This window comes from Pseudomonas sp. MIL9 (assembly GCF_016887925.1).
Lineage (GTDB): Bacteria > Pseudomonadota > Gammaproteobacteria > Pseudomonadales > Pseudomonadaceae > Aquipseudomonas > Aquipseudomonas mohnii.
In genome coordinates, this window is sequence record NZ_JAFEHE010000021.1 from 52102 (window position 1) to 64900 (window position 12799).

At 61.7% G+C, this 12799-nt stretch carries 12 protein-coding genes; 8 read left to right on the top strand and 4 right to left on the bottom strand.

Annotated features, from left to right (window positions below; all coding sequences use genetic code 11):
- The first annotated feature begins 54 nt into the window (after positions 1–54).
- The 5 genes from JQF37_RS21995 to JQF37_RS22015 all read left to right on the top strand — a co-directional run bounded on the left by JQF37_RS21995 (position 55) and on the right by JQF37_RS22015 (position 6275).
- The gene (locus JQF37_RS21995) at positions 55–1290 is read left to right on the top strand and encodes a 3-methyl-2-oxobutanoate dehydrogenase (2-methylpropanoyl-transferring) subunit alpha (protein ID WP_130208700.1); all 1236 of its coding nucleotides are present in this window, start codon (positions 55–57) and stop codon (positions 1288–1290) included.
- A gap of 1 nt (position 1291) precedes the next feature.
- Positions 1292–2350, top strand: coding sequence for an alpha-ketoacid dehydrogenase subunit beta (locus JQF37_RS22000; RefSeq protein ID WP_047528172.1), 1059 nt, complete (start codon positions 1292–1294; stop codon positions 2348–2350).
- Entirely contained in the window at positions 2351–3622 is a 1272-nt protein-coding gene (locus tag JQF37_RS22005; RefSeq protein WP_130208702.1) for a dihydrolipoamide acetyltransferase family protein, read from the top strand.
- Positions 3623–3639: 17 nt separating this feature from the next.
- Positions 3640–5022: a dihydrolipoyl dehydrogenase gene (gene lpdA / locus JQF37_RS22010; RefSeq protein ID WP_130208704.1), complete on the top strand. Its 1383-nt coding sequence runs from the start codon at positions 3640–3642 to the stop codon at positions 5020–5022.
- 233 nt (positions 5023–5255) lie between these two features.
- Positions 5256–6275, top strand: a complete 1020-nt coding sequence (locus tag JQF37_RS22015; protein WP_090320577.1) for a branched-chain amino acid aminotransferase — start codon at positions 5256–5258, stop codon at positions 6273–6275.
- Positions 6276–6562: 287 nt separating this feature from the next.
- Here JQF37_RS22015 and dmeF read toward each other — a convergent pair whose 3' ends face one another.
- The 3 genes from dmeF to JQF37_RS22030 all read right to left on the bottom strand — a co-directional run bounded on the left by dmeF (position 6563) and on the right by JQF37_RS22030 (position 8319).
- Positions 6563–7489 carry a CDF family Co(II)/Ni(II) efflux transporter DmeF gene (gene dmeF, locus JQF37_RS22020; RefSeq protein WP_130208706.1) on the bottom strand — a complete coding sequence of 309 codons (927 nt, stop codon included), beginning with the start codon at positions 7487–7489 and terminating at the stop codon, positions 6563–6565.
- A 12-nt stretch (positions 7490–7501) separates the two neighbouring features.
- The gene (locus JQF37_RS22025) at positions 7502–7777 is read right to left on the bottom strand and encodes a metal/formaldehyde-sensitive transcriptional repressor (protein ID WP_047528162.1); all 276 of its coding nucleotides are present in this window, start codon (positions 7775–7777) and stop codon (positions 7502–7504) included.
- A gap of 203 nt (positions 7778–7980) precedes the next feature.
- Positions 7981–8319 (bottom strand): FKBP-type peptidyl-prolyl cis-trans isomerase, encoded by a 339-nt coding sequence (locus JQF37_RS22030; protein ID WP_103404264.1) that lies wholly within the window; start codon positions 8317–8319, stop codon positions 7981–7983.
- Positions 8320–8504: 185 nt separating this feature from the next.
- Here JQF37_RS22030 and JQF37_RS22035 point away from each other — a divergent pair, with 185 nt between their 5' ends.
- The 3 genes from JQF37_RS22035 (at position 8505) to JQF37_RS22045 (ending at position 11822) form a co-directional block, all read left to right on the top strand.
- Positions 8505–9578 carry a sensor domain-containing diguanylate cyclase gene (locus tag JQF37_RS22035; RefSeq protein ID WP_130208708.1) on the top strand — a complete coding sequence of 358 codons (1074 nt, stop codon included), beginning with the start codon at positions 8505–8507 and terminating at the stop codon, positions 9576–9578.
- A gap of 148 nt (positions 9579–9726) precedes the next feature.
- A complete protein-coding gene (locus JQF37_RS22040) occupies positions 9727–11019 on the top strand; it encodes an MFS transporter (protein ID WP_130208710.1) in 1293 nt (430 codons plus the stop codon).
- A 26-nt stretch (positions 11020–11045) separates the two neighbouring features.
- The gene (locus tag JQF37_RS22045) at positions 11046–11822 is read left to right on the top strand and encodes a substrate-binding domain-containing protein (protein ID WP_130208712.1); all 777 of its coding nucleotides are present in this window, start codon (positions 11046–11048) and stop codon (positions 11820–11822) included.
- On the opposite strand, the gene JQF37_RS22050 is transcribed toward JQF37_RS22045, so the two are convergent.
- Positions 11812–12726, bottom strand: coding sequence for a LysR family transcriptional regulator (locus JQF37_RS22050; RefSeq protein WP_130208714.1), 915 nt, complete (start codon positions 12724–12726; stop codon positions 11812–11814). The genes JQF37_RS22045 and JQF37_RS22050 overlap by 11 nt on opposite strands.
- Between the last annotated feature and the right edge of the window lie 73 nt (positions 12727–12799).

Below are 12799 nucleotides of genomic sequence, written 5' to 3' on the forward strand. Positions count from 1 at the left end.
GAACGAAATCTGTCAGCTCACTACAAGAAATTCACAAGATCGAGCGTAGAAGCCATGAACCAAGCGTACGAACCGCTGCGCCTGCACGTTCCCGAACCCTCGGGCCGTCCCGGTTGTAAAACCGACTTCTCCTACCTGCGTCTGACCGACGCCGGCACGGTGCGCAAACCCTCCATCGACGTTGAACCGGCCGATACCGCCGATCTGGCCAAAGGCCTGATTCGCGTGCTCGACGACCAGGGCAATGCCCTCGGTCCGTGGGCTGAAGGCGTGCCAGTCGAGATCCTGCGCAAGGGCATGCGCGCCATGCTCAAGACGCGGATCTATGACAACCGCATGGTGGTCGCCCAGCGCCAGAAGAAAATGTCGTTCTACATGCAGAGCCTCGGCGAAGAAGCCATTGGCAGCGGCCAGGCCCTGGCGTTGAACATCGACGACATGTGCTTCCCGACCTACCGCCAGCAAAGCATCCTGATGGCCCGTGAAGTGCCGCTGGTGGACCTGATCTGCCAACTACTGTCCAACGAGCGCGATCCGCTCAAGGGCCGTCAGTTGCCGATCATGTACTCGGTCAAGGACGCAGGTTTCTTCACCATCTCCGGCAACCTCGCCACCCAGTTCGTGCAAGCGGTGGGCTGGGGCATGGCCTCGGCGATCAAGGGCGACACCAAAATCGCCTCGGCCTGGATCGGCGACGGCGCTACCGCCGAATCCGACTTCCATACCGCCCTGACCTTTGCCCACGTGTACCGCGCGCCAGTGATTCTCAACGTGGTCAACAACCAGTGGGCGATCTCCACCTTCCAGGCCATCGCCGGTGGTGAAGCGACCACCTTCGCCGGTCGTGGCGTGGGTTGCGGCATCGCTTCGCTGCGGGTCGACGGCAACGATTTCTATGCGGTCTACGCCGCTTCTGCCTGGGCCGCCGAACGCGCCCGCCGCAACCTCGGCCCGACCATGATCGAATGGGTCACCTACCGTGCCGGCCCACACTCGACCTCCGACGATCCGTCCAAATACCGTCCTGCCGACGACTGGAGCCACTTCCCGTTGGGCGACCCGATCGCGCGCCTCAAGCAGCACCTGATCAAGGTCGGCCACTGGTCCGAAGAGGAACACGCCGCGGTCAGCGCCGAGCTGGAAGCCGAAGTGATCGCCGCGCAGAAGGAAGCCGAACAGTACGGCACCCTCGCCGGTGGCCAGATTCCAAGCGCCGCGACCATGTTCGAAGACGTCTACAAAGAGATGCCGGAGCACTTGAAGCGCCAGCGTCAGGAACTGGGGATCTGACATGAACGATCACAACAACAATATTCAGTTGGACACCGCCATGACCACGACCACCATGACCATGATCCAGGCCCTGCGCTCGGCCATGGATGTGATGCTTGAGCGTGACGACAATGTCGTGGTGTTCGGCCAGGACGTCGGCTACTTCGGTGGCGTGTTCCGTTGCACCGAAGGCTTGCAGACCAAGTACGGCACCTCGCGGGTGTTCGACGCGCCGATCTCCGAAAGCGGCATCGTCGGCACTGCCGTGGGCATGGGCGCCTACGGCCTGCGGCCGGTGGTGGAGATCCAGTTCGCCGACTACGTTTACCCGGCCTACGACCAGATCATTTCCGAAGCCGCCCGCCTGCGTTATCGCTCGGCCGGCGAATTCACCGCGCCGCTGACCCTGCGCATGCCCTGCGGCGGCGGCATCTACGGCGGCCAGACCCACAGTCAGAGCATCGAAGCGCTGTTCACCCAAGTGTGCGGCCTGCGCACCGTCATGCCGTCCAACCCCTACGATGCCAAGGGACTGTTGATCGCCTCCATCGAAAACGATGACCCGGTGATCTTCCTCGAGCCCAAGCGCCTGTACAACGGCCCGTTCGACGGCCACCACGACCGTCCGGTGACCCCTTGGTCGAAACACCCCGCCGCTCAGGTTCCGGATGGCTATTACACCGTGCCGCTGGACGTTGCCGCCATTGCCCGTCCGGGCAAGGATGTCACCGTACTGACCTACGGCACCACGGTGTACGTGTCGCTGGTCGCCGCCGAAGAAAGCGGCGTGGATGCCGAAGTCATCGACCTGCGCAGCCTGTGGCCGCTGGACCTGGAAACCATCGTCAAGTCGGTGAAGAAAACCGGGCGCTGTGTGGTGGTCCATGAAGCCACCCGCACCTGCGGTTTCGGTGCCGAGCTGGTGGCGCTGGTGCAAGAGCATTGCTTCCACCACCTGGAAGCGCCGATCGAACGCGTCACCGGTTGGGACACCCCCTACCCGCACGCGCAGGAGTGGGCGTATTTCCCTGGTCCGTCCCGAGTGGGCGCGGCGTTGAAACGGGTCATGGAGGTCTGAATGGGCACGCACGTTATTAAAATGCCGGACATTGGCGAAGGCATTGCAGAAGTTGAACTGTCGGTGTGGCACGTCAAGGTCGGCGACATGGTCGTCGAAGATCAGGTGCTGGCCGATGTCATGACCGACAAGGCGATGGTCGATATCCCGTCGCCGGTGCATGGCAAAGTCATCGCCCTTGGCGGCCAGCCAGGCGAAGTCATGGCGGTCGGCAGTGTGCTGATCAGCATTGAAGTCGAAGGCGCGGGCAACGTTAAAGAGTCGGCCCAGCCAGCGGCCGCTGTCAAAGAAGCACCGACTGCAGCCCCGAAAGTGGAAGCCGTGGTCGAAAGCAAACCGGTCGCCGCCGCGCCACGCCCGGCCGTGTGCCAGGGCCCGATGGTGGCCCGTGAAGCGAATGAGCGTCCGTTGGCGTCCCCGGCCGTGCGCAAGCATGCGCTGGACCTGGGCATCCAGTTGCGTCTGGTACGCGGTACCGGCCCGGCCGGTCGGGTGCTGCACGAAGACCTAGAGACTTACCTGGCCCAGGGCCAGTCGAATGCCTCGAGCGTCAGCAGCGCTTACACCCAGCGCAACGATGAAGAGCAAATCCCGGTGATCGGCATGCGCCGCAAGATCGCCCAGCGCATGCAGGACGCAACCCAGCGTGCGGCCCACTTCAGCTACGTCGAAGAAATCGACGTCACCGCTGTCGAAGAATTGCGCGCGCACCTCAACGAAAAACACGGTGCGACCCGTGGCAAGCTGACCTTGTTGCCGTTCCTGGTCCGCGCCCTGGTCGTCGCCCTGCGCGACTTCCCGCAGATCAACGCCCGTTACGACGACGAAGCCCAGGTCATCACCCGCCTCGGCGCGGTGCATGTGGGCATCGCCACCCAGGCCGACATCGGCTTGATGGTGCCGGTGGTGCGCCACGCCGAAGCCCGCAGCCTGTGGGACAGTGCGGCGGAAATCGCCCGACTGGCCACCGCCGCACGCAATGGCAAGGCCAGCCGCGATGAACTGTCCGGCTCGAGCATCACCCTGACCAGCCTCGGCGCCCTCGGCGGCATCGTCAGCACCCCGGTGCTGAACCTGCCTGAAGTGGCCATCGTCGGCGTCAACAAGATCGTCGAACGGCCGATGGTGATCAAAGGCCAGATCGTGATCCGCAAGATGATGAACCTCTCCAGCTCCTTCGATCACCGCGTGGTCGACGGCATGGACGCGGCGCAATTCATCCAGGCCATGCGCGGCCTGCTCGAACAACCCGCCACCCTGTTTGTGGACTGATTTCTGGAGAGGCATGCATGCAAACTCTGAACACCACGCTGCTGATCATCGGCGGCGGCCCCGGCGGTTATGTGACGGCGATCCGTGCCGGCCAGTTGGGCATTGCGACCATTCTGGTAGAAGGCCAGTCCCTGGGCGGCACCTGCCTGAACATCGGCTGCATTCCGTCCAAGGCACTGATCCACGTCGCCGAACAGTTTCACCAGACGCAACAGCACAGCCAGCATTCGGCCCTGGGCATCAGCGTATCGGCGCCGACCCTGGACATCGGCAAGAGCGTCGAGTGGAAGGACGGCATCGTCGATCGCCTGACCACCGGCGTCGCCGCGCTGCTGAAAAAGAACAAGGTCCAGGTCATTCAAGGCTGGGCCAGGGTCATCGACGGCAAGACTGTCGAAGTGGGCGACACGCGCATTCAATGTGAGCATCTGGTGCTGGCGACGGGCTCCAAAAGCGTGAACCTGCCCATGCTGCCGATTGGCGGGCCGATCATTTCGTCCACCGAAGCCCTGGCGCCGAAATCAGTCCCGAAACGGCTGATCGTGGTGGGCGGCGGTTACATCGGCCTGGAACTGGGCATTGCCTATCGCAAACTCGGTGCCGAGGTCAGTGTGGTCGAGGCGCAGGAGCGGATTCTGCCGGCCTACGACGCCGAACTGACCCAGCCTGTGCATGACGAACTGAAAAAGCTCGGCGTGAAACTTTACTTGAAGCACAGCGTTCAAGGCTTTGATTCCAAATCAAATACCCTGCAAGTGCTTGCCCCCAACGGCGACACCCTGAACCTGGAAACCGATCAGGTGCTGGTGGCCGTCGGTCGCAAGCCGAACACTCAGGGCTGGAACCTTGAAGCGCTGGACCTGGCGATGAACGGCGCGTCGATCAAGATCGACCATCGTTGCCAAACCAGCATGCACAACGTCTACGCCATCGGCGACCTCAGCGGCGAACCGATGCTCGCTCACCGGGCCATGGCCCAGGGCGAGATGGTCGCCGAGCTGATCAGCGGCAAGTCCCGCGAGTTCAACCCGACGGCCATCGCCGCGGTGTGCTTCACCGACCCGGAACTGGTGGTGGTCGGCCAGACGCCGGACGAGGCCAAGGCTGCCGGGCTGGACTGCATCGTGTCCAGCTTCCCGTTCGCCGCCAATGGCCGGGCGATGACCCTGGAATCGAAAAGCGGCTTCGTGCGCGTGGTCGCCCGTCGTGACAACCATGTGATCGTGGGCTGGCAAGCGGTAGGTGTCGGGGTGTCCGAATTGTCCACGGCCTTTGCGCAAAGCCTGGAAATGGGCGCGCAGCTGGAAGACATCGGTGGCACCATCCATGCGCATCCGACGCTCGGCGAGGCGGTGCAGGAAGCGGCGTTGCGGGCCCTTGGCCACGCGTTGCACCTCTAAATGGTGGTGGCAACACCGGCCCCTTCGCGAGCAGGCTCGCTCCCACATTTGAAATGCAATCCCCTGTGGGAGCGAGCCTGCTCGCGAATTCTTGAGGCCAACACGATTTATCTGCCTGCCATCCGATAGTCTGGGCTGCGATTTAGCCCGAGAATGAAGTATTGTTGTGCCCATCCGAAAAAATGTCAGAAGCCTTGAACCGTTTCGGCGGTTGTTAAGTGATAGAGGGTGTCATGGGTAACGAAAGCATCAATTGGGACAAGCTGGGTTTTGACTACATCAAGACCGACAAGCGCTATCTGTCGCACTGGCGTAATGGCGAGTGGGACAAAGGCACCCTGACCGAAGACAACGTGCTGCACATCAGCGAAGGCTCCACTGCCCTTCACTATGGCCAGCAATGCTTCGAAGGCCTGAAGGCCTATCGTTGCAAGGACGGTTCGATCAACCTGTTCCGTCCGGACCAGAACGCCGCGCGCATGCAACGCAGCTGCGCCCGCCTGCTGATGCCGCACGTATCCACCGAGCAGTTCATCGAAGCGTGCAAGGAAGTGGTCCGCGCCAACGAGCGTTTCATTCCGCCTTACGGCACCGGCGGCGCGCTGTACCTGCGTCCGTTCGTGATCGGCGTCGGCGACAACATCGGCGTGCGTACCGCACCCGAGTTCATCTTCTCGATCTTCTGCATTCCGGTAGGCGCCTACTTCAAGGGTGGCCTGACCCCGCATAACTTCCTGATCTCCAGCTACGACCGCGCCGCCCCGCAGGGCACCGGTGCGGCCAAGGTCGGTGGCAACTACGCGGCCAGCCTGATGCCGGGCTCCCAGGCCAAGAAGGCGCATTTCGCCGACGCGATCTACCTGGACCCGATGACCCACAAGAAGATCGAGGAAGTCGGTTCGGCCAACTTCTTCGGGATCACCCACGACAACAAGTTCGTGACCCCGAACTCGCCATCCGTGCTGCCGGGCATCACCCGTCTGTCGCTGATCGAACTGGCGAAAACCCGCCTGGGCCTGGAAGTGGTCGAAGGCGACGTGTTCATCGACAAGCTGTCGGACTTCAAGGAAGCCGGTGCCTGCGGTACTGCCGCCGTGATCACGCCGATCGGCGGCATCAGCTACAACGACCACCTGCACGTGTTCCACAGCGAAACCGAAGTCGGCCCGATCACCCAGAAGCTCTACAAAGAGCTGACCGGCGTGCAAACCGGCGACATCGAAGCGCCAGCAGGCTGGATCGTCAAGGTTTGACCTGACGCCAGATGCACAAAAGCCCCCCATCGGCCTGCCGATGGGGGGCTTTGTTTTAAGCGCGTTTTGCGTCGTTCGTTTTTCGCTGGCACACGCGCGGCCTGTAGGAGCCAGCCTGCTGGCGATGGTCGTCAACGATAACGCGGGCGACCTGGTTAAACGCGGCGCACTTGGGTCCTTCGCGAGCAGGCTCGCTCCTACAGGTATTGCGTTGCCATGCCTGGGCACGGTCTCTTGTAGATCCAGCCTGCTGGCGATGGTCGTCAACGATAACGCGTGAAACCTGGTTAAACGTTGCGCAGTTCGACCGTCAGGTGTGACAGCTCGTGGACCGGCGCCAGGCGTTCGCGGATGGTGTCGGCGCTGATGTTTGCCGCCGCCACGACACTGACGATCGCCGCCCGTGCCTGCGGGCCGACCTGCCATACATGCAGATCGCTGATCCGCACATCGTCCGACGATTCGAGCAGCTCGCGAATTTCCTCAGCCACGTGTTCGTCCGTCGCGTCCAGCAGCACGGCGGCGCTGTCGCGCATCAATCCGACCGCCCATTTTGCAATCACGATGGCACCGACAATCCCCATCGCCGGGTCCAGCCAGACCCAGCCCAGATAGCGACCCGCCAGCAATGCGGCAATCGCCAGGATCGAGGTCAGGGCATCGGCCAGCACATGCAGGTAAGCCGAGCGCAGGTTGTTGTCGTGATGGTGATGATGGCCGTGGTCATGGCTGTGCCCGTGATCGTGATGGCCGTGATCGCCGGCCAGCAGGAAGGCACTGACGATGTTTACCGCCAGCCCCACCACCGCGATCACCGTCGCCTCGGTAAAGGCCACGGTCGTCGGCTGGAACAGGCGCAGGATGGATTCGCCAGCGATGGCGATCGATACCAGCCCCAGCACCATGGCCGAAGCAAACCCGGCCAGATCCCCGACTTTGCCGGTACCGAAGCTGTAACGCGCGTTGTTGGCATTGCGGCGGGCGAAACCGTAAGCCGCCGCGGCGATGCCCAAGGCTCCGGCATGGGTCGCCATGTGAAAGCCATCGGCCAGCAACGCCATCGAACCGGTCATGTACCCAGCGGCAATTTCGCCGATCATCATCACAAACGTCAGTACCACCACCCATAAGGTGCGGCGGGCGTTTTCGTCGTGGGAGGCGCCCAGAAACACATGATCATGGGAAAAACGCGAGGCCTGCGGTGTCAGTGTCATGGTTCCAGACCTCTATTTCGAGTAACGGCGGATGGCTTGCAACAAGTCTTCCAGGCCTTCGGCGCGAGCTTCGTCGCTGAGCCCCGGATGCGCGACATGCTCACGGGCATGGGCGTCGATGAACTGTTCCAGCAACCCATTGACCGCCCCGCGGATGGCCGCGACCAAATGTAAGGTCTTGGCGCAATCGGCATCCGATTCAAGCGCGCGCTCCACTGCCTGAACCTGGCCGGCAATGCGCCGGACCCGTTTGAGCAAGTCATCTTTGTGTTCGTGAATGTGCGATATACCTATACCCCCTACCCCTATACGGCGCGCATAGTCGCCGATAGCCCGGGGGCTGGCAAGGCGTTGAGGTCATATTTATTCAGAGGGGTGCATTGGGGCGGTGACGAGCCGGCTCGTGCCACCGGCTGCATCGATCATTCGATCAGGCCCACACGCCGGGCATCCAGCCAGAACAGCGCGGTTTGCCCCGAGTGCCGTCGCGGTCAATCGTCACGGGTCAGCACTTCCAGCAATTCAATCTCGAAAACCAGGTTCGAGTTCGGCGGGATCTTGCCCATGGTGCGTTCGCCATAGCCCAGGTGCGCCGGCACCGAAAGTTTGCGCTTGCCGCCGACCTGCATGCCCATCAGTCCCTGATCCCAGCCCTTGATCACGCGACCGGTGCCGATCACGCACTGGAAAGGCTTGCCCCGGCTGTAGGAGGAATCGAATTCCGTACCGTCTTCCAGCCAGCCGCGGTACTGGGTGGTGATCAATGCGCCTTTGACGGCTGCTTTGCCGTCGCCCGGTTGGAGGTCAATCACCTGAAGCTCGTCATTCATTGAATTCACTCGTATGCTTTCTTGCCCGAAAGGGGCCTGACCGGCGCCGTTTTCCCAGATCTGCACTCGATTGGCAACCCTTCCTGCCGTCAGGCGCGGGGTCGAAAGCTGTTTGCCGAAGTATCCTGAACCAAGATAACCGAACCTCCCCGGACGGTTCGCATCGCCATGATGGCCACCCCAGAATGATTTTGCTCTCGACCCACACTGCCCTTGGCTTGGTAATACTCGCGCTGGTCATCGTGCTGCTCTGGCGCGAGCGCACGTTCCGCAAGCAACTGAGCGAATGCCGCACACTGATCGACAACCTCTGCAAAGGACAACATATCCACCAGAAAGGCGACGCGGAGCGTTTCAAACGCAGCCAGTACTTTGCCCGCATCGGCACCTGGGACTGGGAGGTCGATACCGACAGGCTCTACTGGTCGGACGCGATCTACGGCATGTTCGGGTTCAAGATCGGCGAAGTGACCCCCTCCTACGCCTTGTTCTGCGCCTGCGTGCACCCGGATGACCGGGCCAGGGTCCGGGCCGGCGAGTTGCGTTGCCTGGAAACCGGTGAGAATCACGACGAGGAATATCGTGTGGTCTGGCCCGACGGCACCCTCCGCTGGTTGCGCGAGACCGGCAACGTGGTGAAGAACGAGCACGACAAAACGATCAAGATGATGGGCGTGGTGCGCGACATCACCGAAGAAAAGGCTTCCGCCAGTTACCTGCGCCACCTGGCGCACTTTGACCCACTGACGGGATTGCCCAACCGGCTGGTGCTCGAAGAACGTCTGGCCGAAGCGCTGGAACAGGCGCGGGTCAACAACACGCGGGTGGCGCTGGTGTTCGTCGACCTCAATGGCTTCAAGGCCATCAACGACCACTATGGACACGCCGCCGGCGACCGCGTACTGATGACCACCGCGACCCGCCTCCAGAAGATCCTGCGTGCGACCGACACCGTTGCCCGCATCGGCGGCGATGAATTCGTGATCATTCTCCAGGGATTGCCTCAGGGCCGCAGCCTGCAAGACGAAGCCCGCAGCATCTGTCAGAAAATCTTCGTCGAACTCTCCCCGCCCGTCACCATCGGCAACGACCAGCGCCACATCGGCACCAGCCTGGGCGTGGCCGTATTCCCCGACCATGCACCGAGCATGGACCGGCTGATCCACATTGCCGACCTGGCGATGTATGCGGCCAAGCGCAGCGGGAACAATCAGTACCGATTGGGTGATCAGGCGTTGAGCCACAGCCGGGTGGAGTAAGTGCCTGAAAGCATTGATCCGTCCCGCGCATCAATGCATGCCAAAAACGCACTTATCATATCAATCACCCTGTTCCACTATCCGCCCCAATAAGAACCGTGCACCGCCTTCAGGCAGTGCACGTCATAAAGCGGTGGAGTACTTATCGATGACAGCCTCAATCCCGCGCGGACGCTCCCGCGCCAGTGCCATTTTCCGGGTCACCTCGGGCAACTTCCTCGAACAGTTCGATTTTTTCCTTTTCGGTTTCTATGCCACGCAGATTGCTGCCGTGTTCTTCCCGGCCAGCAGCGAATTCGCTTCCTTGATGATGACCTTTGCCGTGTTCGGCGCGGGCTTCTTGATGCGCCCGTTGGGTGCAGTGCTGCTGGGCGCATACATCGATGATGTGGGTCGGCGCAAAGGGCTGATCGTCACCTTGTCGATCATGGCCAGCGGCACGATCTTGATCGTGCTGGTGCCCGGTTACGAAACCATCGGTTTGTTCGCGCCCGCCCTCGTCCTGATCGGACGGTTGCTGCAAGGGTTTTCGGCTGGCGCGGAGCTGGGCGGTGTCTCGGTGTATCTCTCGGAAATCGCCACGCCCGGCAACAAGGGTTTTTTCACCAGTTGGCAGTCAGCCAGTCAGCAAGTGGCAATCGTGGTCGCCGCTGCGCTGGGCTACGGCTTGAACCAATGGATGGCGCCCACGATGGTCGCCGACTGGGGCTGGCGGATTCCGTTTTTTGTCGGCTGCATGATCGTGCCGTTCATATTCATTCTGCGCCGTAACCTGGAAGAAACCGAAGAGTTCGCCGCCCGTAAACATCGCCCGGGCATGGGCGAAGTATTCCGCACGCTGGCACAGAACTGGGTGATCGTATTCGCCGGCATGATGATGGTCGCCTTGACCACCACCGCGTTCTACCTGATCACCGTGTACGCGCCGACCTTTGGTAAAACCGTTCTGCACCTGAGTACATCCGATGCCCTGCTGGTGACTTTGCTGGTAGGCGTGTCGAACTTCTTCTGGCTGCCGATTGGCGGCGCGCTGTCCGACCGTATTGGCCGACGCCCGGTGCTGATCGCCATGGCCCTGTTGGCACTGGCCACCACCTATCCGGCGCTGACGTACCTGGTACAGGCGCCAAGCTTCCTCCACATGTTGCTGGTACTGCTGTGGTTGTCGTTCATTTATGGCTTGTACAACGGCGCGATGATTGCGGCGCTGACGGAAATCATGCCGGTGCACGTGCGGGTCGCGGGGTTCTCCCTGGCGTATAGCCTGGCCACCGCCGTGTTTGGCGGATTTACCCCCGCGATCTCGACCCTGCTGATTCAGTACACCGGCGACAAGGCTGCGCCCGGCTACTGGATGAGTTTCGCCGCGCTCTGTGCGTTGTGCGCGACGTTGTATCTGTATCGCCGCGCCAGCGGTCGCCTGCAACCGGCCCTTTCCTGAGCCCGTCCTTTTCGAGAACACATCCGATGAAAAAGCTATTCAACGTTGCGGCCCTGAGCCTGCTTCTCAGCCTGGGCCTGAGCACCGTGGCCCAGGCTGAAGAGATCCGCGTGATGACCTCCGGCGGTTTCACCGCCGCCTACAAGGTCCTCGGCCCGAAATTCGCCACAGCCACCGGCAACACCCTCCATACCGAGCTTGGCCCATCGATGGGCAAAGCCCCGGAAGCGATCCCCAATCGCCTGGCTCGCGGTGAACAGGCCGATGTCGTGATCATGGTCGGCTACGCGCTTGACGATCTGATCAAGCAAGGCAAGGTCGACCCGGCTTCACGGGTCGAACTGGCAGACTCGCGAATCGGCCTGGTGGTGCGCGAAGGGGCGCCAAAGCCGGACATCAGTTCCATCGACGGTCTGAAAAAGACCTTGCTCGACGCCAGATCCGTGGCCTATTCCGACAGCGCCAGCGGCGTCTACATTGAACAGCAGCTGTTCAAGCGCCTGGGCATTGAAGACCAGCTCAAGCCCAAGTCGACCATGGTCCCGAAAATACCCGTGGCCTCGGTGGTTGCCACCGGCGACTATCAACTGGGCTTTCAGCAGGTGAGCGAATTGTTGCCGGTGCCTGGGGTGAGCTTTGTCGCGAAGATTCCGGAGTCGGTGCAATCGGTGACCCGTTTCGCTGCCGGCATTCCGCTGGGGGCGCAACACCCGGCCGAAGCCAGGGCACTGCTGGCTTACCTGGCATCAGCCCAGGCACAGCCGGATGTGAAAGCCACCGGACTGGACTCGGTCAGCCACTGACAGACGGCTGCTGGACTTTCATTTCCACCACCAGGCGTTCCAGTTCCAGTGCGGCCGGGGTCAGGGTTCGGCCCCGGCGCTTGATCAAACCGACACTGCGCATCACCTGTGGTTCGGTCAGCGGCACCTGCGTCAGAATCGGGTGATCCGCTGCCGGCATTGCCATCAGCGGCACCGCCGCCACGCCGAGCCCCGCCTCCACCAGGCCGATCATGGTCGTCACATGCCGGGTTTCGCAGATGCTCGGCCGCTGCGGCACCACCCGGGTCAACGCCTGATCCAGTAAAAAACGGTTACCCGAGGTTTTATCCAGCGAGATGTAATCCTGCTGGTAGAACTCATTCCACGTCACGCTGCTGCGTCCGGCCAATGGATGGTCGCGGCGACAAGCCACCACGTAACTTTCCTGCACCAGTGGCTCGAAATCCACTTCGGCCTCCAGCGTGCCCATGAAGCTCAGGCCGAAATCCGCTTCGCCATTGACCACCGCACTCAGCACTTCATGGGCGCTGGAATCCAGCACTTTGACTTTGATCCGCGGAAATTGCCGGTGGTAATGCGCGACGACCCGCGGCATGAAGTAGTACGCCGCCGACGGCACGCAAGCGACGGTGACATGACCCAGGCGCGTCGAGGCGACTTCGCTGATGCCCAGCAATGCGACGTCCAGATCGTCCAGCAGGCGCTCCACACTCGGCATGAAACCGCGTCCGGCCTGGGTCAGGCTGACCTTGCGAGTGGTGCGTTCGAACAGCCTTACGCCCAGGGCATCCTCAAGTTTTTCAATGCGCCGACTCAGCGCGGGCTGGGAAATGCGCACCGTGTCGGCCGCCTTGCGAAAGCTGCCCTGCTCAACCACTGCACGAAAGGCTTGCAGGTCGTTGAGGTCGAAATTGATGGCCATGGTCCGCACTCGCAGAAGAATCAGATTGATTCACTTATTCTATGAATGTAACCAATTAATGCAAAATGTAACA